This is a genomic window from Erythrobacter ani (assembly GCF_019204025.1).
In the GTDB taxonomy this organism is placed as follows: Bacteria; Pseudomonadota; Alphaproteobacteria; order Sphingomonadales; family Sphingomonadaceae; genus Erythrobacter; species Erythrobacter ani.
Genome location: NZ_JAGSPB010000002.1, coordinates 1,091,099 through 1,111,276 on the forward strand (window position 1 = coordinate 1,091,099; position 20,178 = coordinate 1,111,276).

24 protein-coding genes are annotated in these 20,178 nt (G+C 59.2%); 21 read left to right on the forward strand and 3 right to left on the reverse strand.

The window, feature by feature from the left end; all coding sequences use genetic code 11:
* Nucleotides 1–69: 69 nt before the first annotated feature.
* The 5 genes from prfB (at nucleotide 70) to KCG45_RS12285 (ending at nucleotide 4,631) form a co-directional block, all read left to right on the forward strand.
* The gene (prfB, locus tag KCG45_RS12265; protein WP_218317484.1) at nucleotides 70–1,197 is read left to right on the forward strand and encodes a peptide chain release factor 2; all 1,128 of its coding nucleotides are present in this window, start codon (nucleotides 70–72) and stop codon (nucleotides 1,195–1,197) included.
* Nucleotides 1,197–1,913, forward strand: a complete 717-nt coding sequence (locus tag KCG45_RS12270; protein ID WP_218317485.1) for a class I SAM-dependent methyltransferase — start codon at nucleotides 1,197–1,199, stop codon at nucleotides 1,911–1,913. Before prfB ends, KCG45_RS12270 begins: the two co-directional genes overlap by 1 nt.
* A gap of 118 nt (nucleotides 1,914–2,031) precedes the next feature.
* Nucleotides 2,032–2,541 (forward strand): bifunctional 3-hydroxydecanoyl-ACP dehydratase/trans-2-decenoyl-ACP isomerase, encoded by a 510-nt coding sequence (gene fabA / locus KCG45_RS12275; RefSeq protein WP_218317486.1) that lies wholly within the window; start codon nucleotides 2,032–2,034, stop codon nucleotides 2,539–2,541.
* Between the two features lie 26 nt (nucleotides 2,542–2,567).
* Entirely contained in the window at nucleotides 2,568–3,797 is a 1,230-nt protein-coding gene (locus KCG45_RS12280) for a beta-ketoacyl synthase N-terminal-like domain-containing protein (protein ID WP_218317487.1), read from the forward strand.
* Between the two features lie 45 nt (nucleotides 3,798–3,842).
* Nucleotides 3,843–4,631 carry an enoyl-ACP reductase FabI gene (locus tag KCG45_RS12285; RefSeq protein ID WP_255548158.1) on the forward strand — a complete coding sequence of 263 codons (789 nt, stop codon included), beginning with the start codon at nucleotides 3,843–3,845 and terminating at the stop codon, nucleotides 4,629–4,631.
* Nucleotides 4,632–4,645: 14 nt separating this feature from the next.
* Here KCG45_RS12285 and KCG45_RS12290 read toward each other — a convergent pair whose 3' ends face one another.
* Nucleotides 4,646–5,674, reverse strand: coding sequence for a 2-hydroxyacid dehydrogenase (locus KCG45_RS12290; RefSeq protein WP_218317488.1), 1,029 nt, complete (start codon nucleotides 5,672–5,674; stop codon nucleotides 4,646–4,648).
* 128 nt (nucleotides 5,675–5,802) lie between these two features.
* On the opposite strand from KCG45_RS12290, the gene KCG45_RS12295 reads away from it, so the two are divergent.
* Entirely contained in the window at nucleotides 5,803–6,288 is a 486-nt protein-coding gene (locus KCG45_RS12295) for an SH3 domain-containing protein (RefSeq protein WP_218317489.1), read from the forward strand.
* 27 nt (nucleotides 6,289–6,315) lie between these two features.
* On the opposite strand, the gene KCG45_RS12300 is transcribed toward KCG45_RS12295, so the two are convergent.
* Entirely contained in the window at nucleotides 6,316–7,512 is a 1,197-nt protein-coding gene (locus KCG45_RS12300; protein WP_218317490.1) for a thiolase family protein, read from the reverse strand.
* Nucleotides 7,513–7,682: 170 nt separating this feature from the next.
* On the opposite strand from KCG45_RS12300, the gene KCG45_RS12305 reads away from it, so the two are divergent.
* A complete protein-coding gene (locus tag KCG45_RS12305) occupies nucleotides 7,683–9,113 on the forward strand; it encodes a coniferyl aldehyde dehydrogenase (RefSeq protein WP_218317491.1) in 1,431 nt (476 codons plus the stop codon).
* A gap of 16 nt (nucleotides 9,114–9,129) precedes the next feature.
* Here KCG45_RS12305 and KCG45_RS12310 read toward each other — a convergent pair whose 3' ends face one another.
* Nucleotides 9,130–9,903, reverse strand: a complete 774-nt coding sequence (locus KCG45_RS12310; protein ID WP_218317492.1) for a glutathione S-transferase family protein — start codon at nucleotides 9,901–9,903, stop codon at nucleotides 9,130–9,132.
* Between the two features lie 215 nt (nucleotides 9,904–10,118).
* Between KCG45_RS12310 and KCG45_RS12315 the strand changes: the two genes are divergently transcribed.
* The 14 genes from KCG45_RS12315 (at nucleotide 10,119) to KCG45_RS12380 (ending at nucleotide 20,175) form a co-directional block, all read left to right on the forward strand.
* Nucleotides 10,119–10,493: an NADH-quinone oxidoreductase subunit A gene (locus KCG45_RS12315; RefSeq protein ID WP_218317493.1), complete on the forward strand. Its 375-nt coding sequence runs from the start codon at nucleotides 10,119–10,121 to the stop codon at nucleotides 10,491–10,493.
* Between the two features lie 71 nt (nucleotides 10,494–10,564).
* Complete coding sequence (locus KCG45_RS12320; RefSeq protein ID WP_218317681.1) at nucleotides 10,565–11,095, forward strand: NuoB/complex I 20 kDa subunit family protein; 531 nt, start codon at nucleotides 10,565–10,567, stop codon at nucleotides 11,093–11,095.
* A 2-nt stretch (nucleotides 11,096–11,097) separates the two neighbouring features.
* Nucleotides 11,098–11,871 carry an NADH-quinone oxidoreductase subunit C gene (locus KCG45_RS12325; protein WP_218317494.1) on the forward strand — a complete coding sequence of 258 codons (774 nt, stop codon included), beginning with the start codon at nucleotides 11,098–11,100 and terminating at the stop codon, nucleotides 11,869–11,871.
* 2 nt (nucleotides 11,872–11,873) lie between these two features.
* Nucleotides 11,874–13,079, forward strand: a complete 1,206-nt coding sequence (locus KCG45_RS12330; RefSeq protein ID WP_218317495.1) for an NADH-quinone oxidoreductase subunit D — start codon at nucleotides 11,874–11,876, stop codon at nucleotides 13,077–13,079.
* Nucleotides 13,076–13,219 (forward strand): hypothetical protein, encoded by a 144-nt coding sequence (locus tag KCG45_RS12335; RefSeq protein WP_218317496.1) that lies wholly within the window; start codon nucleotides 13,076–13,078, stop codon nucleotides 13,217–13,219. The genes KCG45_RS12330 and KCG45_RS12335 overlap by 4 nt, the downstream gene beginning before the upstream one ends.
* The gene (gene nuoE, locus KCG45_RS12340; RefSeq protein WP_218317497.1) at nucleotides 13,212–13,880 is read left to right on the forward strand and encodes an NADH-quinone oxidoreductase subunit NuoE; all 669 of its coding nucleotides are present in this window, start codon (nucleotides 13,212–13,214) and stop codon (nucleotides 13,878–13,880) included. Before KCG45_RS12335 ends, nuoE begins: the two co-directional genes overlap by 8 nt.
* Before the next feature lie 5 nt (nucleotides 13,881–13,885).
* Complete coding sequence (locus KCG45_RS12345; protein WP_218317498.1) at nucleotides 13,886–14,056, forward strand: hypothetical protein; 171 nt, start codon at nucleotides 13,886–13,888, stop codon at nucleotides 14,054–14,056.
* An 88-nt stretch (nucleotides 14,057–14,144) separates the two neighbouring features.
* Nucleotides 14,145–14,333, forward strand: a complete 189-nt coding sequence (locus KCG45_RS12350) for a hypothetical protein (protein WP_218317499.1) — start codon at nucleotides 14,145–14,147, stop codon at nucleotides 14,331–14,333.
* A complete protein-coding gene (gene nuoF, locus KCG45_RS12355) occupies nucleotides 14,320–15,612 on the forward strand; it encodes an NADH-quinone oxidoreductase subunit NuoF (protein ID WP_218317500.1) in 1,293 nt (430 codons plus the stop codon). The genes KCG45_RS12350 and nuoF overlap by 14 nt, the downstream gene beginning before the upstream one ends.
* Complete coding sequence (locus KCG45_RS12360) at nucleotides 15,612–16,403, forward strand: sulfotransferase family 2 domain-containing protein (RefSeq protein ID WP_218317501.1); 792 nt, start codon at nucleotides 15,612–15,614, stop codon at nucleotides 16,401–16,403. Before nuoF ends, KCG45_RS12360 begins: the two co-directional genes overlap by 1 nt.
* Nucleotides 16,396–18,414: an NADH-quinone oxidoreductase subunit NuoG gene (gene nuoG, locus KCG45_RS12365; RefSeq protein ID WP_218317502.1), complete on the forward strand. Its 2,019-nt coding sequence runs from the start codon at nucleotides 16,396–16,398 to the stop codon at nucleotides 18,412–18,414. Before KCG45_RS12360 ends, nuoG begins: the two co-directional genes overlap by 8 nt.
* Nucleotides 18,411–18,689, forward strand: coding sequence for a hypothetical protein (locus tag KCG45_RS12370; RefSeq protein WP_218317503.1), 279 nt, complete (start codon nucleotides 18,411–18,413; stop codon nucleotides 18,687–18,689). Before nuoG ends, KCG45_RS12370 begins: the two co-directional genes overlap by 4 nt.
* Nucleotides 18,686–19,732 (forward strand): NADH-quinone oxidoreductase subunit NuoH, encoded by a 1,047-nt coding sequence (gene nuoH / locus KCG45_RS12375; RefSeq protein WP_218317504.1) that lies wholly within the window; start codon nucleotides 18,686–18,688, stop codon nucleotides 19,730–19,732. The genes KCG45_RS12370 and nuoH overlap by 4 nt, the downstream gene beginning before the upstream one ends.
* Entirely contained in the window at nucleotides 19,729–20,175 is a 447-nt protein-coding gene (locus tag KCG45_RS12380) for a hypothetical protein (RefSeq protein ID WP_218317505.1), read from the forward strand. The genes nuoH and KCG45_RS12380 overlap by 4 nt, the downstream gene beginning before the upstream one ends.
* Nucleotides 20,176–20,178: the final 3 nt, after the last annotated feature.

The window sequence follows — 20,178 nt, forward strand, 5'->3', positions numbered from 1 at the left end:
CTGCTGCGCTTTACAATCGCGCCTCTCGCGTTAAGCGAGGCGGCAAGACGACATTCAAAGGACAAGTATATGCGGGCCGAGGCCCAAGCCAATATCGACCGGATCGAGGCCGCTCTCGACCTGGTGCGTCAATCGCTCGATTGGGACCGCGCTCTGCGTCGTCTTGATGAGCTGGATGCTCGTGTCCAGGACCCGACTTTATGGGACAATCCGAAGGAAGCGCAGGCGATCAGTCGCGAGCAGAAAAACCTCGAAACAGCGGTCAACACGGTACGCGAGATTTCGGCAGAAATGGCCGATGCAATCGAGTTTATCGAGATGGGCGAAGCTGAGGGCGAAGAGAGCATCGTCAACGACGGGTTGAAGAGCCTCGAAAAACTGGCGAACCGCGCGGACGCTGACAAGGTTCAGGCGCTGCTATCGGGTGAGGCCGATGGCAACGATACCTATCTCGAAATCCACGCCGGCGCAGGTGGAACCGAAAGCCAGGATTGGGCCGAAATGCTGTTCCGCATGTATGGCCGGTGGGCCGAACGGCGCGGTTTCAAGGTCGAAACCGTCGAATACCAGGCAGGCGATCAAGCGGGGATCAAATCCGCGACCCTTCATATAAAGGGTGAGGGCGCTTACGGATATTCCAAGACTGAAAGCGGCGTCCACCGGCTTGTCCGGATCAGCCCTTATGACAGCGCCGCCAAACGACATACGAGCTTTTCCAGCGTCTGGGTCTATCCTGTGATCGACGATGATATCGAGATCGAGATCGACCCCTCCGACCTCAAGATCGACACTTACCGCGCATCGGGCGCAGGCGGACAGCACGTCAACACGACCGATTCCGCAGTTCGGATCACACACCAACCGACCGGCATCGTCGTCGCCAGCCAGAATGACCGCAGCCAGCACAAGAACCGCGCGACCGCGATGAACATGCTGAAAGCGCGGCTGTTCGAGCGCGAAATGGCAGAGCGTGAGGCCGCAGCGTCGGGTGAATACCAGGAAAAAAGCGATATTGGCTGGGGCCACCAGATCAGGTCTTACGTCCTCCAGCCATACCAGATGGTGAAGGATCTGCGGACCGGCGTTACGTCGAGTTCTCCCGACAAGGTGCTGGATGGCGAGATTGACGAGTTCATCTCGGCCGCGCTCGCGCAGCGAGTGACAGGGGAGACCGTCGACATCGAGGATGTCGAGTGATGCGGGTGATTGCGTTCGCGCTGACAGCACTGTCGCCGCTTCTGATCGGTTGCGAGCAGATGGCAGCGACGCCTGATCGACCAGACAGCGCGCTCGATTTCCCGCTTCCCGACCGGCCCGTCGCCGAAATCATCTCCAATCAGTTTTCGAACGAAGATGCGCGCGATGAACGCAATGAAGCGCAGGTCGTCATGGATCTCGCCAATATCGAGGAAGGCACTACCGTCGCCGACATCGGCGCGGGCGAGGGGTACTACACTGTGCGGCTTGCGGAACGCGTTGGCGACGATGGCCGCGTTCTGGCGCAGGATATCAGCCGCGAAGCACTCCAACGCCTTGGTCGGCGTGTCGAACGCGAACGACTTGAGAACATTTCGATCAAGCTCGGCCAGCCAGACGATCCGCAATTGCCCGTGGACAGTTTCGATCGGATCTTTCTGGTTCATATGTATCACGAAGTGACCGAACCCTACGCGTTTCTGTGGCGTTTGTGGCCGGCATTGGCGCAGGATGGGCAGGTCATAGTGGTCGATGTGGATCGCCCTACCGACCGGCATGGAATCCCGCCCAAGCTGCTATTTTGTGAGTTCGAAGCCGTGGGGTATCGCCTTGTCGAATTCATCGAAAGGCCTGACATTCGCGGTTATTTCGCGCGTTTCGAACGCAGCGACAAGCGGTCCGAGCCCGGCGCAATAGAAGCCTGCAGCAACGGTTGACCCACGCCTTTCCGCAGCGAATCTTCATGTGCAAGCCCAAGCGCCCTTTCCACTACCCATGCAGGGTGCTACGCGCTGCCCTCAATCTAGGGGCAACAGGTGAGGAGTTCCGCCGGGGATGACTAGTTTCCCAACCAGCTTTGACCGCGACGATCTTTTGAAATGCGCGCGCGGCGAATTGTTCGGACCGGGCAACGCCCAATTGCCTGAGCCACCGATGCTGATGATGGACCGCATAACCGAGGTTTCCGGCGATGGCGGAGAGCATGGCAAGGGGCATATTGTCGCGGAATTCGATATCAAGCCTGACTTGTGGTTCTTCGATTGCCACTTTCCTGGCAATCCTATCATGCCCGGTTGTCTTGGTCTCGACGGGCTATGGCAGTTGACCGGCTTCAATCTCGGTTGGCGGGGTTGGCAGGGGCGCGGCTATGCGCTGGGCGTGGGCGAGGTCAAGCTGACCGGCATGGTACGCCCCGACCGTAAAATGCTGAAATACTACGTCGATTTCACCAAGGCCGTGCAGACACGTCGACTGACCATGGGTGTTGCCGATGGCCGTGTAGAGGCGGACGGTGAAGTCATCTACCAAGTCAAAGATATGAAAGTCGCTCTATCTGAAGCCTAAGAAGGCCAGAGGCGGAAAAGGGGAATATGCGTCGCGTCGTCATAACCGGACTGGGAATTGTGTCCTCGATCGGCACCAATGCCGAAGAAGTGCTGGCTTCGCTCAAGGCGGGCAGGTCAGGCATCACATTCAATGAAGACATGGCCGAACACGGCTTCCGCTCGCAGGTTGCAGGCGCAGTCGATCTGGACGTTTCGGAGCATGTCGACAAACGCACATTGCGCTTTATGGGGCCGGGGGCGGCCTACGCACATATCGCGATGGGTCAGGCGATCGCAGACGCAGGGCTTGAGGAAAAGGACGTCATCAATCCGATGACCGGTGTGATTGCCGGCTCCGGTGGACCCTCGACCTCAGCCATGCTCGCGGCTCATCAGACAGTGCTCAAAACCGGCGCTACCAAACGCATCGGTCCCTTTGCCGTGCCGAAAACCATGTCGTCGACCGTCAGTGCGAATCTCGCAACGGCTTATCAGATCAAGGGTATGAATTTCTCGATCACTTCGGCCTGTTCCACTTCGCTCCACTGCATCGGCATGGCCGCGCAGCAGATCGCGCTTGGCCAACAGGACGTGATGTTCGGCGGCGGTGGCGAAGAGCTGGACTGGACGCTGTCTTGCCTGTTCGACGCCATGGGGGCGATGTCGAGCAAATATAACGATACGCCAGAACGCGCCTCGCGTGCCTTTGACGCGGACCGTGACGGATTCGTCATCAGCGGCGGCGGTGCGATGGTCGTACTTGAAAGCCTGGAACACGCACAGGCGCGCGGCGCCAAGATCTACGCCGAAGTGACCGGCTTCAGCGCCACATCCGATGGGGCGGACATGGTCGCACCCTCGGGTGAGGGCGGTGAGCGCGCGATGCGCGGCGCTCTCAAGTCGCTGAGCGAAGATCGCGCTGTGAGCTACATCAACGCGCACGGGACATCCACGCCGGTGGGAGACGTTGGAGAAATCGAGGCCGTGCGCCGGGTTTTTGGTGAAGGCAAGACCCCGCCGGTCAGCTCCACGAAATCAATGACTGGCCACAGCCAGGGTGCAACCGGCGCGCAAGAGGCGATTTACTGTCTTCTCGCACTGGAGCACGATTTCATCATTCCGTCGATCAATGTGGACACTCTCGATCCGGCGTTGAAGCCTGAGGAGATCGCTACCGAGCTCGTCGAGAATGCCGGGCTAGATACGGTTATGACCAATTCTTTCGGATTTGGCGGCACCAACGGCTCGATGTGTTTGTCGAAGTTCCGTGGATAATATGATGGCGCGGCTATAAGCGCCGATAGGTGAGGGTGATTGAAGATGGGCGTGCTTTCAGGAAAACGCGGTCTGGTGATGGGCGTTGCCAATGAGCGCTCCATTGCCTGGGGGATAGCCAAGGCCTGCGCCGAGGCTGGGGCGGAACTCGCTTTCACTTATCAGGGCGAAGCCTTTGGCAAGCGGTTGCAGCCGCTCGCCGAAAGCGTCGGTTCGGATTTCATGCTGGATGTCGACGTGACCGATGACGCGTCGCTCGATGCGGCTTTCGACGCTTTGCAAGAGCGCTGGGGCAAGCTCGATTTCCTGGTCCACGCGATTGCCTATTCCGACAAATCGGAGCTGACCGGTCGCATCCTCAATACATCGCGCAAGAATTTCAAACACTCGCTGGATATCTCGGCCTACAGCTTCATCGAGGTCACGCGCCGCGCGCATCCGATGATGGTGGAGCATGGCGGCACGTTGCTGACGCTAAGCTACATGGGCTCCACTCGCGTAACGCCGAATTACAACGTGATGGGTGTGGCCAAGGCAGCGTTGGAAGCAGCCGTGCGCTATCTGGCGAATGACCTTGGCCCCGAAGGTATCAGGGTTAACGCGATCAGTCCGGGGCCGATGAAAACGCTGGCAGGCTCCGTCATTGGCGGAGCGCGCAAAACCTGGAAGCATACCGAGGCGAATGCACCGCTTCGCGCCAATGCCACTCTCGAGGCCGTCGGCGGCACCGCGGTCTATCTGTGTTCAGATGCCGGGGCGTGTACCACCGGTGAGATCATCCGTGTGGACGGAGGTTTCCACGTTCTAGGCATGCCACAGCACGACAATCTCTGACCGCAAGCACGCGGTTACCCGATCGTTCTGCCCACCAACGCAGTCAAGACCTGATCGGGCGGTCTGTGGCCGTCTGCCCAGAAGCGGATATTGGCGATCACCTTCTCTCCGGAAGCTTCGCGTCCTTCAGCCGTGGCGCTTCCAATATGCGGTAAAGTCATGACATTGGGATGGTCTAGCAGACGCCCATCCACGTATGGCTCCTCGGGATAGACATCGAGAGCCGCGCCTGCGAGCTTGCCATCCTGGAGCGCTGTAATCAGCGCTTCCTGATCGATCAGCTCGCCGCGGGCGGTGTTGATGATGCTCGCGCCGTCTTTCATCAATGCGATCCGGCGACCATCGATCATGCCGCGCGTTTCCTCCGTGAGGGGGCAATGCAGGGACAAAATGTCGCTCAAGCCGACAAGCGTATCGAGATCCTCGACAAAGCGAACACCGAGCATGCGCTCCAGCGATTCCGGCAGGCGCTTGCGATTGTAATACGCCACTTCGAGGCCGAATGCGCGCGCGCGGTGCGCAACCGCCTGACCGATACGGCCCATGCCTACGATCCCCAGCACCTTTCCGCCCAGCTTGCGCCCGAGCAGACCCGAAGGCGCCCACCCGGTCCATTCGCCCCGACGGACCAGTGCGGTGCCTTCACGGATGCGGCGAGGCACTCCGATAATCCCGGCCATAGCAATATCTGCGGTGTCGTCCGTAAAGACGCCTGGTGTGTTCGTGACCATGATCTTGCGCTTGGCGGCGGCGGCGAGATCGATATGCTCGGTCCCCGCGCCGAAATTGGCAATCAGCTGTAACCGATCACCAGCCGCCTCGACCATTTCCGCATCGATCCGGTCGGTGACGGTGGGAACCAGAACGTCGCAATCCTGCATGGCTGCGATCAGCTCATCGCGGGTCATCGGCGTGTCTTCGGTGTTGAGCGTGGCCTCGTACAGCTCGCTCATCCGGGCCTCGACGCTCGGCATGAGGTGGCGAGTCACTACGACTTTCGGTTTGCCCGATGGAAATTGCGGCGGTGTGTGAGTTGCGGCCATGGATGCGGGCTAAGGCGAGTGGGGGCGGGCGGTCAAGATGCGCGCCGTGGATGTGGTCCACAAACTTAAATACGATCCAGCGTTTTACCCGGTTGAAGCTGCAGAGGTTGGGGCGCTATCACCGTCCAATGATTGTCCATCGCCTGACTGCATTCCTGAGCCTGACAGCCATTCTCGCCGTCCTGGTCCCGATATCTTCGCTGGGAGCGCAGCAGCGCGAGGTGCCATATTGGGCATCGATACGTTTTGACGAGGTCAACATGCGAGTGGGGCCAAGCCAGGAATACCCTATCGAATGGGTTTACAAGCGCAAAGGACTGCCGGTGAAGGTGGTTCGTGTCCGCGAAAGCTGGCGCTTGGTCGAGGATCCCGAAGGCGAACAGGGCTGGATCGCGTCGAGCCAGCTCACGCCGACACGCGGTGCGATCGTTATTGGAGGCGGTACTGCAGACCTGCGTGAGGCTGCGGACCGAACGTCGGCTCTTAGGTGGCGAGCAGAGCCCGGCGTAGTCGGCGAACTGAAGCGTTGCCGCGAAGATATGTGCGAAATCGATGTGGGCGGACGCACCGGATGGGTCGATCAAGAGCGTCTGTGGGGCGCGGGCGAGCCCTGAAACTCCGCCCGCCCGCGGGCCCTGATATCAGACCAGTTCGACAGCCACTGCGGTAGCTTCACCGCCGCCGATGCAGAGGCTTGCCACGCCCTTGCTCTTGCCCTGCTGCTTTAGTGCGTTGAGCAAGGTCACGATAATGCGCGTGCCCGAGGCGCCAATTGGATGGCCAAGCGCGGTTGCGCCTCCGTTCACGTTGATCTTTTCGTGGGGGATGCCGATGTCGCGCATTGCGAACATGGAAACGCAGGCAAACGCCTCGTTCACTTCCCAAAGTTCGACGTCATCGACGCTCCAGCCTGCTTTTTCGAGTACCTTCTCGATCGCTCCGACAGGTGCGATGGTGAAATCCTTCGGTTCGCGCGCATGGGCGGCCATCGCTACAATTTTGGCAAGCGGCTTTGCGCCCTTTTCCTTGGCAACGCTCTCGCGGGTGAGAACAACCGCGGCCGCGCCGTCGGATATCGAGCTGGAGGTAGCCGCGGTGATCGTACCATCCTTGGCAAACGCCGCGCGCAGTGTCGGGATCTTGTCGGGACGGCCGCGACCAGGCTGCTCGTCGGTTTCAACGGTCACATCGCCTTTGCGTGTTTTGAATGTAACGGGGACGACCTCATCGGTGAACGCGCCGCTATCGATCGCGGCGTTCGCGCGGCGAAGCGATTCGATCGAATATTCGTCCATGCTTTCGCGGGTCAGTTGGTAATCGTCGGCGGTGTCCTGCGCGAAAGTGCCCATGGCGCGGCCCTCTTCATAGGCGTCTTCAAGTCCGTCGAGGAACATGTGATCGTAAGCCGTATCATGGCCGATCCGCGCGCCCGAGCGGTGCTTTTTAAGCAGGTAAGGCGCGTTCGTCATACTCTCCATGCCGCCGGCTATCACCATGTCGGTCGTTCCGCTGGCAAGCGCTTCCGCGCCCATGATGACGGTCTGCATACCGCTGCCACAGACCTTGTTCACTGTGGTTGCCTGAACCGATTTCGGCAGGCCGCCCTTGATTACGGCCTGGCGAGCAGGCGCCTGCCCAAGGCCTGCCGGAAGAACGCAGCCCATATAGGCGCGGTCGAAATCCTCCCCGGCGATTCCGGACCGTTCCACCGCAGCCTTCACCGCCGTCGCGCCGAGATCGGTCGCAGACACATCGGACAGCGCGCCCTGCATTCCGCCCATCGGGGTGCGGGCGTAGGAAAGGATCACGATCGGGTCGGCTGCGGAAAACTGAGTCATCTTGATTGTCCTTCGTTTCGGGGAGGAGGCGTTCCCATGGCGATGTAATGCTGCGCTGCGGCACATGCAATCGGTGAAGGCTCGGCAATTGGTCTAACGCTTGTCAGCAAGGCACGATTGCGCAAGGGTGCGTCGCAAATCGAAACGAATGCCCTTTGGGAGAAAAAAAGATGGCAGATGACCGCCGCGACGAACTCGAAGCAATCCTCAAGCGCCAGCGTGATGCTTTCACTGCGTCGCGCCCAGAGACGATGGCTATGCGCAAGGACAGGATCAAGCGAGCGATGGCTCTGCTGAAAGAGCACGCCGAGAATCTATGCAAGGCGATGAGCGCTGATTTCGGGAATCGCGCAATGGAACAGAGCATGCTCACCGACATTGCTGGCACCGTCGGTGCGGGCAAGCATGCGCTCAAAAACATGGACAAATGGGCGAAATCCGAAAAGCGCCCCGTCCAGTTCCCGCTAGGTCTGCTCGGCGCAAAAGCTGAAGTAAGGTATGAACCGAAAGGCGTGATCGGCATTCTCAGTCCATGGAATTTCCCGGTGAACCTCGCGTTTTCGCCCCTAATGCAGGTGCTCGCAGCGGGCAATCGCGCGATGATAAAGCCAAGCGAATTTACCGAACGTACAAGCCTGCTCATGGCCGAACTGGTTGAAGAATATTTCACCCCCGATGAAGTCGCGGTGTTCAACGGCGGGCCTGAAGTGGCCGCGGCGTTTTCCTCGCTTATGTTCGATCACCTGGTCTTTACCGGTTCGACCGAGACCGGGCGCCGCGTGATGCAATCGGCTGCGGCCAACCTCGTGCCGGTTACCCTCGAGCTGGGCGGCAAGTCGCCCGTGATCATGGGGCGCAGCGCCGATTTCGAAAAAGCGGGTGAACGGATCGCATTGGGCAAGATGATGAATGCCGGACAGATCTGCCTTTCGCCCGATTACATGTATGTCCCGGAAGACAAGCAGGATGAAGCTGTCGCGGGCGTGTCCAACGGCGTTGCGAACATGTATCCGACACTCCTCGAAAACGACGATTACGCTTCGATCGTGTCCGACCGCCATTTCGAGAGGCTCCAGGGCCTCGTCGAGGATGCGCGGGAAAAAGGAGCCGAGGTCATCGAAGTCAATCCAGGCAACGAAGATTTCACCAATGCCAACCAGCGCAAAATGCCGCTCAACATCATCAAGAACGTCAACGACGATATGAAGGTGATGCAAGAGGAGATCTTTGGGCCGGTGCTTCCGGTGAAAACTTACAAAGCGGTCGATCAGGCGGTCGATTACATCAATGAGCATGACCGGCCGCTCGGGCTTTATTATTTTGGTGACGACAAGGCCGAACAAGAGCGCGTGCTTACCCGCACGATATCGGGCGGGGTCACGACGAACGACGTGATCTTCCATGTGTCGATGGAAGACCTGCCATTTGGCGGTGTCGGACCTTCCGGGATCGGCAGCTATCACGCGGTCGAAGGTTTCCGTGAATTCAGCCACGCCCGCGCCGTGTACCATCAGCCCAAAATTGACGTAGCCAAGCTCGGCGGGTTCAAGCCGCCCTACGGGAAGGCGACGGAAAAGGCCGCTGCCGGGATGATGAAGTAGCCCCAGGGATTGCGGGTCACGCCAGCGCTTCGGACAGCGGCTTGACCACGAAGCCGTCGGGTATCAGCACCGGGTTGGCAGGCAGTTCGTCCGCCATCCGCTGCATCCACGCCTTGAGTGGGGGAAGGGCGGCCGCGCTGATCTGTTCCTCCAGGCCGCCCATCACGCCGAACACCATCTGCGGGAACAGCGACAGGTCGACGATGGATGGCCGATCGAGCCCGCCGAAAAACGGTCCTCCCGCAAGCCGGGTCACGATTTCCCCGGCGAGCTGGACACGATTGGTGTCGGCATCGACCTCCATATTCATGAGCGGCTTCATCGACTGAATGAATTCCGCGCCTTTGAGCACTTTGGGCCAGTCATTGCGGATTTGCTCAGGAAGTGGTGATCCCGATGAAACGAGGGCGGCAAGGCGCCAGGCCCGATACCGGAATGCGAGGCTGTCGGGCGCGTCGATAGCGGCACGGAAGATCGAGGGCATGAATCGGTCACTGACCCAGCGGTCCAACTCCAAAACCTTGTCGCGGTCCGGTCCTTCAACCGGCACGAGCGGCCTATCGGGGTAGAGTTCGTCCAGCCAGTGACCGATAGGCGTCGAATCGCGCTTCCACTCATCTCCGATTTCGAGGACGGGGACCTGGGTTCCGCCGAATTTGGCAAGCTGCTTCGCCGCTTCGAACGGGCTGATGCCAACGAATTCGAAATCCAGTCCCTTATACATCAGGAACGCGCCGACCTTGCGCACATACGGGCTCGTGCAATAGCCATAGAGTTTGATCGGCGTCATTCGGGGGTTTCCTCATTTGAAGCGGATTCGGGCGGCATCGGGCGAGCAGACCGTATCGGCCTATATTCGCGCAATCATCGCCTCTCGTTACAGGTGCCGTGATCATTTCAATATGGTCAAGACATGATGCACGAAATGCCCGATTCGCACCCTTGCGCGGGGCAAACGACACGCCTAGACGCGGGCGCTAGGGATTAATTAGCTTGGAAATCGCTGTGATTGACCTCAGCCAGTATCTCCCGATACTGATCTTCATCATCATCGCATTGGGCCTGTCATGCCTGTTTGTGTTTCTACCGATGGGCGTCTCGCGCCTCACCGGTTCGCACAATCCGGACGCTGACAAGCTCAGTGAATATGAGTGCGGTTTCCCCGCGTTCGAGGATGCGCGCAGTCAGTTCGATGTGCGGTTTTACCTCGTCGCGATCAGCTTCATCATTTTCGATCTTGAGGCAGCGTTCCTGTTCCCATGGGCGGTCAGCCTGGGTGAAACGCAGTGGGTTGGCTGGATCGGGATGATGACGTTCCTTTTCATCCTAGCTGTCGGCCTCGCATATGAATGGAAGAAAGGGGCTCTGGACTGGGAATGAGCAATTCACAGAACTCCACGATCATCACGCCTCCGACCGTGCCGATCAGCGCGTCACAAGCCGCTGCGACCATGCCGACCGCGAAGGGCGGCGAGATCAAGCAGCCCGACGCAGACTATTTCAACGCGCTCCAGACCGAGGTCAACGACAAAGGCTTCCTCGTCACATCGACCGAAGACGTCTTTCAGTGGGCGCGAACCGGCTCGCTTTGGTGGATGACCTTTGGCCTAGCGTGCTGTGCGGTCGAGATGATCCATGCCAATATGCCGCGGTTCGATATGGAGCGCTTTGGTGCAGCCCCGCGCGCATCGCCGCGCCAGTCCGATCTCATGATCGTCGCTGGTACGCTTTGCAACAAGATGGCCCCGGCGCTGCGCAAGGTTTACGACCAGATGTCCGATCCGAAATATGTGATTTCGATGGGCAGCTGCGCCAATGGCGGCGGATATTATCATTATTCCTACAGCGTCGTACGCGGTTGCGACCGGATCGTGCCGGTCGACATCTACGTCCCCGGCTGCCCACCGACCGCCGAAGCACTGCTTTACGGCGTGATGCAATTGCAGCGGAAAATCCGGCGCGTTGGGACGATTGAGCGTTAATCATGGCCGTCCACCACTCCGCCCCCAAATACGCCGCGAACGAAGGCGTTATCGACGCGCTTAGCGAAAGCATCAGCATTTGGGTCGTCGATGCGCAGGAAAAGCATGGTGAGATCATCTTCATCGTGCAGCGCGACGCGATCGAAGATGTCCTGCGCACGCTTCGCGACGATCACAAGTATCAGCAACTGATGGAGATTGCCGGCGCCGATTACCCCGATCGGCCTGAGCGCTTCGAAGTCGTCTACATGCTGCTTTCGCTGACAAAGAACCACCGCATAATAGTCAAGTGCTCGACAGACGAAGCGACCCCGGTTCCGACCGTCACGACACTATGGCCCAATGCGGGCTGGCTCGAGCGCGAAGTGTTCGACATGTACGGCGTCACTTTCGCGGGCAACAAGGATCTGCGCCGCATCCTCACCGATTACGGGTTTGAAGGGCATCCTTTCCGCAAGGACTTCCCGATGACCGGCTATACCGAGCTCAGATATTCCGAAGAGGAAAAGCGCGTCGTTTACGAGCCGGTCGAGCTGCCACAGGACATGCGCACGTTCGACTTCCTGAGCCCATGGGAGGGCTCCGATTATGTGCTTCCCGGCGATGAGAAAGCCGATGGCGCGCCGGACGTAGACAAGCCGAAGGTTACCGAAACCCCTGCCGATACCGGCGCTGGGAAGCAGGCTGAGGAAAATGCCGAGGAGGGAACCGATGCCGTTCCGCCCGACATGGTCGAAGTTGAAATCGAACGGGATGAGAAGGGGGGCGGAGCCTAATCATGCAGATCCAGGAATCCCCCACGACTGACGGCAACGTCATCACGAATTACACGATCAATTTCGGTCCGCAGCATCCTGCGGCGCATGGCGTGCTGCGCATGGTCATGGAGCTGGACGGCGAAGTGATCGAGCGGATCGATCCGCATGTCGGCCTGCTTCATCGCGGCACCGAGAAACTGATCGAGCAAAAGACCTATTTGCAGGCTCTGCCATATTTCGACCGGCTCGATTACTGCTCCCCGCTGTGCCAGGAACATTCCTACGTCCTTGCAATCGAGAAGCTGTTGAACCTCGAAGTGCCGGAGCGTGCGCAATACCTTCGCGTATTGTTCGCCGAGCTTACCCGGATATGCAACCACATGCTCAACATGGGCGCGCATGTCCTTGATGTCGGGGCGTTTACGCCGAACCTGTGGATCATGGACCTTCGCGAAGATTGCATGAATTTCTTCGAGCGCGCGTCTGGTGCACGGATGCACTCGGCCTGGTTCCGCCCCGGAGGTGTGCACCAGGATGTCCCGGAAAAGCTGCTCGTCGATATCGGCGATTGGCTCGACAATCGCTTCTTCCAGCTGTTCGACGACGCGATGAGCCTCGTGATCGACAACCGCATCTTCAAGCAGCGCAACGTCGATATCGCGGTGGTGAGCCGCGAGGACGCGGTCGCATGGGGCTTCAGCGGCCCGATGATCCGCGCAGCGGGCATTCCGTGGGACCTGCGCAAATCCCAGCCCTATGATGTCTATGACCGTATGGAGTTCGACATTCCCGTCGGCACGAATTCGGATTGTTACGACCGCTTCATGGTGCGGGTGAAGGAAGTGCGCGAAAGCGCGAAGATCATCCGCCAATGCCTGCGTGACATGCCCGAAGGTCCGGTTGCGAGTGAGGATGGCAAGGTTTCACCGCCAAAGCGCGGTGAGATGAAGCAGTCGATGGAAAGCCTGATCCACCACTTCAAGCTCTACACCGAAGGGTTCCACGTGCCCGAAGGCGAAGTCTACGTCGCGACAGAAAGCCCCAAGGGCGAATTCGGCGTCTATCTGGTCAGTGATGGCACAAACAAGCCTTACCGCTGCAAGATCCGCCCGACCGCCTTCAGCCACCTTCAGGCAATGGACATGATGAGCAAGGGCCACATGCTACCCGACGCAACCGCCATTCTGGGCGCGATCGACGTCGTTTTTGGGGAGTGTGACCGGTGATTGCGATCTATACAATTGTTGGGGCTGTGCTCGTACTTGCCTTGTGGGCGGGTATTCTGTGGATCGGTGCGCGGCTTGATCGCAAGTACCTCCAACGTGAGGAAGCTGAACGCGTTTACGGAGATCGAGAAGATGGCTGACCGTACTCCCGCACCCGATACGCCCGAACTCCGCGAACGCTGGGGATCCTTCGAGTGGACAAAGGCGAACAAGGCGAAGGCCGATTATCACATCGCCAAGTACCCGGACGGGCGCCAGAAATCGGCGGTGATGCCGCTGCTCGACCTTGCCCAGCGTCAGGTTGGTGACGAAACCAACACGCAGGGCTGGCTGCCGCTGCCGGTGATCGAATATGTCGCCGCCTACATCGACGTACCGGTCATCCGCGTGCTCGAAGTCGCGACCTTCTACTTCATGTACAACATGAAGCCGGTCGGGAAGTATCATGTGCAGGTCTGCGGCACGACGCCGTGCATGCTGCGCGGCTCGGATGACATTATCGCTGCCTGCAAGGCACGCGGTATGAAGAAGGGCGAGGTGTCCGAAGACGGCCTATGGACCCTCACCGAAGTCGAATGCATGGGTAATTGCGCAACCGCGCCGATGGTCCAGATCAATGACGACAATTACGAAGACCTGACGGTCGAGCGGCTCGACTACGTGCTCGACGCGCTGGCCAAGGGTGAGCAGCCCAAGGCAGGCACGCAGGAGCCCGGTCGCCACACGTCCGAACCAAGCGGCGGACCGACTACGCTCAAGGAAATGGTCGATGCCAACCACGATTACCGGGGCGAATGGTGATCAGAATGCTCTTATTGATTGCGGGGATCCTCTTTGTCGGCGCCGGTCTGTATATGCTTGCAGCCGAGGGTGAGAAAGTCGGCATCGTCTTTCTTGGCGGAGGCGCGACGATGGCTTTCGTCAGCACCCGAATAAACAAATCGCAGTCCGCGGCTGATCACAAGGGTACACTCTGATGGCCGTCTGGATCGCTCTTGGCTCAGTCGCCATCGCACTTGGCGTTGTCTTTCTCGCGCTCAATGCAGCGAAGGAAGAGGGCGACAAATGAATGGTGGCACCATTATTCTCGCATTGGCGGGTCTGTTCAGCTTTTTCGCCGGTGCGTATATCGCTGCGACAGGCGACCGCGCTCTTGGCATCGCGCTGATGGCGATGGGGCTGATATTCCAGATGATGTGCCTGCGTCATTTGAAACAGGCAAGATTGAAGGATCAAGACGATGCTCGCCGATAAGGATCGCATCTTCACCAACCTCTACGGCTTTCAGGATTGGGGCCTTAAGGCAGCGCAGAAGCGCGGCGATTGGGACAATACCAAAGCTCTGATCGAGCGCGGCCAGGACTCGATCATCGAGGAAATGAAGTCGTCCGGCCTGCGCGGGCGGGGCGGGGCAGGCTTCCCCACCGGCCTCAAGTGGTCGTTCATGCCGAAAGAGAGCAAGGACGGCCGGCCAAGCTTCCTCGTCATCAATGCCGACGAATCCGAGCCGGGTTCTTGCAAAGACCGCGAGATCATCCGTCACGATCCGCATAAACTGATCGAAGGGGCGCTGGTTGCCGGTTTCGCGATGCGCGCACGGGCGGCCTATATCTACATTCGCGGCGAATATATCCGCGAGGCGGAGACGCTCCAGAAAGCCATCGACGAAGCCTACGATGCCGGCCTGATCGGCAAGAACGCGAGCGGATCGGGCTACGATTTCGATGTTTTCATGCACCGCGGCGCCGGCGCCTATATCTGCGGCGAAGAAACCGCGATGATCGAAAGCCTCGAAGGCAAGAAGGGACAGCCTCGGCTCAAGCCGCCATTCCCCGCAGGCGCGGGTCTTTATGGTTGTCCGACGACTGTCAACAATGTGGAAAGCATCGCGGTCGTTCCCACCATCTTGCGGCGCGGCGGCGCATGGTTCGCAAGTTTTGGACGCGAAGGCAATCACGGGACCAAGCTCTTCCAGATCAGCGGCCACGTGGACAAACCCTGTGTCGTCGAAGAGGAAATGAGCATTCCCTTCCGCGAGCTGATCGAAAAACATTGCGGCGGTATTACAGGGGGTTGGGACAATCTCCTTGCAGTCATTCCGGGTGGTTCATCGGTCCCGCTGGTCCCTGCTGAGCAGATCATGGACGCACCGATGGACTTCGACGGGCTGAAAGAGCTTGGCTCCGGTCTGGGGACGGCGGCGGTGATCGTCATGGACAAATCGACCGACATCGTCCGCGCGATCAGCCGGATATCCTATTTCTACAAGCATGAGAGCTGCGGACAGTGCACACCGTGCCGCGAAGGCACCGGATGGATGTGGCGCATGATGGAGCGCCTGCGCACCGGCGATGCCGCGATCGAGGAAATCGACATGCTGCATGAAGTCACCAAGCAGGTGGAAGGGCATACGATCTGCGCGCTTGGCGACGCTGCGGCGTGGCCAATCCAGGGCCTCATCCGCCACTTCCGGCCCGAGCTGGAAAAGCGCATCCACGAACACAATGCACAGTTCGCGGAGGCGGCCGAGTGATGCACGCGAGCCAGCTCAACGCGGCGGGGGTAGGACGCCTATCCGACGCGCTGCGCGGGCTTGTGATCCGCAAGGAACGGCACCGCGCGCGTGCGTCGTATTTCGGACGTGCGCCAATGGCATTTCAGCGGATCGTTTCGAACCGGGTCGGCAAGCCGGTGTTTACCCAGGCCAATCGTCGACACCGCGCGATCTGGATTCACATTCCCAAGAATGCCGGGACCAGCCTTCGGACAGGGCTCGGTTTCGACGATGTGGGTCATCAGCCGATCGCACGTTACGCCGCACATGACGCAGCTGCGGTGGAAAGGTATTTCAAGTTCGCGATCGTGCGAAACCCATGGGACCGACTGCAGTCTGCATTCCGTTATTTGCGCCGTCACCCTGTGGGCGCTGCGTTTGATGACGCCGTCTTCGCTGACCGCAATCTCCGGCAATTTGCCGATTTCGAGGAATTCGTACTTGCCATGGCGGATGACCGGGCTAAGCGCGGCGTGCTCGATTACACGCATTTCCTGCCGCAGCTTTTCTGGCTGACATTGCCGGGTGAAGATGGATTGAAGGTCGATTATGTCGGGCGATTCGAAAATCTTGGCAAAGTCTACAGTGAGCTGTCCGAGCGATTTCAAACGGCCGGTGATCTGCCTGACATGAACAGCCAAAGAGTAAGCAATTTTCGCGAGCTCTACACACCCACCATGCGCGACATCGTCGCGGAGATGTACGCGAGCGATATTGCTGCGTTCGATTATCAATTCGATGAGGCCACGAGGGGGCCGGACAATGCCTAAAGTCACCGTAGACGGCGAAGAAATCGAAGTTCCCGCAGGCGCCACCGTGCTGCAGGCGTGTGAGCTTGCGGGCAAGGAAATCCCGCGGTTCTGCTATCACGAACGCCTTTCGATCGCTGGCAATTGCCGGATGTGCCTTGTCGAGGTGAAGCCTGGGCCGCCCAAGCCCCAAGCGTCCTGTGCGCTGCCCGCTGCCGACAATCAGGAAATCCGAACCGATACGCCGATGGTCAAGAAAGCGCGCGAAGGGGTGATGGAGTTTCTGCTCATCAACCACCCGCTCGATTGCCCGATCTGCGACCAGGGCGGTGAATGCGATCTGCAAGATCAGGCTGTCGCCTATGGCCGTGGCGGTTCGCGGTATGAGCGTGAGAACAAGCGCGCGGTGACCGAGAAATATATGGGCCCGCTGATCAAGACGATCATGACGCGCTGTATTCACTGCACCCGCTGCGTGCGCTTCTCGGAAGAGATCGCGGGCGTGGACGAAATCGGCGCTCTGTATCGCGGTGAGGACATGCAGATCACGACCTATCTCGAACAGGCCGCTGCACACGAGCTTTCGGCAAATGTGATCGACCTGTGCCCGGTCGGCGCTCTGACGTCGCGCCCCTACGCTTTCGAAGCGCGGCCATGGGAATTGAAGCGCACGCTCAGCATCGATGTGTCGGACGCCGTTGGCGCCAACATCTCGCTGCATTCCAAGGGCCGCGAAGTCATGCGCGCACTCCCGCGCATCAACGATGACGTCAATGAAGAATGGCTTTCGGACAAGGGTCGCTACCAGGTCGACGGACTTGGGAAACGGCGTCTCGACAAGGTTTTCATGCGTAAAGGCGGGAAACTTCAGGCCGCATCGTGGAACGAGGCTTTCGATGCGATTGCGGGTCAGCTTGAAGGCAAGAATTCCAGCATCGCAGCCGTAGCGGGAGATATGGTCGATTGCGAGACGATGTTTGCAGCGAAAGCCTTGCTGAACGCCTGCGGCTCCACCCAGGTGGAAGCACGCCAGACCGGCATGACATATGACGTCAGCAACATTGCGGCGGTCAATTTCAACTCGACGCTTGCGGGCATCGAGACCGCCGACTGCATCCTGATCGTTGGCAGCCATGTCCGTTGGGAAGCGGCTCTCGTGAACGCTCGCCTGCGCAAGGCTGTGAAGGGCGGAGCGAAGGTTTTCGTCGTTGGCCCCGAGTGGGAAACGACCTATCCGGCAGAATTCCTCGGTGAAGACCTGAAGGTGCTAAACCGTGTTCCCAAGGGGCTGGGTGACGCGATGAAGGCTGCGGAGCGCCCGGCAGTGATCCTTGGCGGTGCGGCTCTGGCGAAGGGCGCGCTCGGTGCGGCGCTCAAGCTGGTCGACAAGTTCGACCTCGTGAAGGACGGTTGGAACGGTTTCAACGTCCTCCATATGAGCGCGGCGCGCATGGGTTCGTTGATGCTCGATTTCACCGTACCGGGCGGCATGGCGGATATCGCAGCGAAAGCTCCCAAGGTGCTGCTGAGCCTCGGCGCGGACGAAATGGATTATGAACCGTTCGCCGACAGCTTGAAGGTCTATATTGGGCATCACGGCGACAAGGGCGCGCATGCAGCAGATATTATCCTACCTGCAGCGAGTCACGCCGAGAAGGACGGGACGTACGTCAACACCGAAGGCCGCGTGCAGTTCGCTGAAAAAGCCGTATTCGCGCCGGGTGACGCGCGTGAGGACTGGACGATCCTGCGCGCGCTTGCCGATGCGCTGGGTGTGAATGTCGGGTTCGACAGCTTTGGCGAACTCCAGGGCAAGATGATCGCCGAAGTGCCCGCCCTGGGCGAAGAAGGACTTGCCGATTATGGCGCGCTCCCGAAAGCGGACAGCAGCGCGAAGGCCGAAGGCTCGATCAGCGCCTATCCGATCGCCGATTTCTACCTCACCAACCCCATCGCCCGTGCGAGCGCGGTTATGCAGCAATGCTCGGCTGAATTGCTCGATACTAACGAGATCAAGGAGGCAGCCGAGTGAGCCAGCTGCCCATCTTCGTCAGGCCTTTGCCCTTTGTGCTGTATTTTCTCGCCTTGCTACTTGGTGCTTGGCGGTTCTGGAATGACTGGACCGTTGCGGAAGCCTCAATGCAGTTCGCGCAAGGGATGGGAAGTGAGTTCGAAGAAATGCGCTTCATGTCCCGCTCTAATTCGCTTTACGGGGCTGTTGCGGACGTTGCCTACCTCGGTGCAAGTGCAGCAATTCTGCACGTTCTCATTGCCATTTACGACATGATGAAAGGTCCGGAAGCGTGACCGAATTCTTCCAGAACCTCGGCCTCTCCTACGAGTGGGCGTGGACCGTTTCGACGCTGGTCGGCATCATCACGATCTCGCTGCTTGTCATGTTTGCGGTGGCGATGGTGATCTATGTTGATCGCAAGGTGCTCGGCGCGATCATGATGCGCCGCGGGCCCAACGTCGTCGGACCGTTTGGGCTACTGCAAAGCTTTGCCGACGGGCTCAAGGTCTTCCTGCAGGAAACCATCATCCCCAGCGCTGCGAACAAGGGTATCTTTCTGCTCGCGCCAATCATCACATTCACAGTCGCGCTCGCGGCGTGGGCGGTGATCCCGTTCGATGCGGGCGTGGTTGTGTCGGATATCAATGTCGGCCTGCTCTACATCCTCGCGATAAGCTCGCTCGGTGTGTACGGCGTCGTGATGAGCGGGTGGGCGTCGAACTCCAAATACCCGTTCTTTTCCGCCATGCGGGCCGCCGCCCAGATGATCTCTTATGAGGTGTCGATAGGCTTCGTGCTGGTCTGCGTGGTGCTGTTTGCTGGCACGTTCAACATGAGCGGCATCGTGATGGCGCAGAAGGGGCACGGCCTCGGCATTATCAATGGCTTCTTCATCAATCCGCTGCTTTTCCCGATGTTCGTGGTGTTCTTCATCTCGGCGCTCGCAGAAACCGCGCGTGCCCCGTTCGACCTGACGGAGGCGGAGTCCGAGCTCGTTGCCGGGTATCAGACCGAATATTCGAGCATGAGCTTCGCGCTGTTCTGGCTGGGTGAATATGCGAATATCCTCCTGATGTGTTCGCTGTGCACGCTGCTGTTCTTCGGCGGGTGGCTGCCGCCAGTCGAATGGGCGCCGCTTTACTGGGTGCCGGGGATCATCTGGTTCCTGCTCAAGACCTTCATGTTCTTCTTCATGTTCAGCTGGATTTGGGCGACCGTGCCGCGGTACCGCTACGACCAGCTGATGCGGCTTGGCTGGAAAGTGTTCCTGCCGATGAGCCTGATCTTTGTCGCACTTATCTCCGGCTACCTGATGGCGACGGGGCATTTCGGATGAGCGCGCTCCTGACCACGGCCACGGCGATCGCGATCTCCGCCTCTCCCAACCTCGTGCCTGGCGACGGGTTTTTGCTGGGCTGCTTCTTCAATCAAACCGACGATGACGTGGGTGAACCAGCATTGAAAGGCTTCGGTATATTCATTCCAAAGCTGGAAGGCGTGATGGATATTTCTCCGCACGATGTCCGGGATAGTTCCGGAATGCTTGGAGATGAAACATTCAAACAAGTAAGCATGGAGCGCGCGAGCATTGAGTTCTCTGGCGCGAACCAGCTCAGTCTCCGCGCATCTGGCGGAATGATGTACCGCGCGACACTGTCCCCTTCCTCAGGCAGCGCGGTCGAGGGCATGTGCCAACTTGGTCCTTCTGATAACCGCCGGAACGCGCATGAATTCTTTGATGCGCTTCATTCCGATTTGACAGGCGCGAACCAGGACTAACCC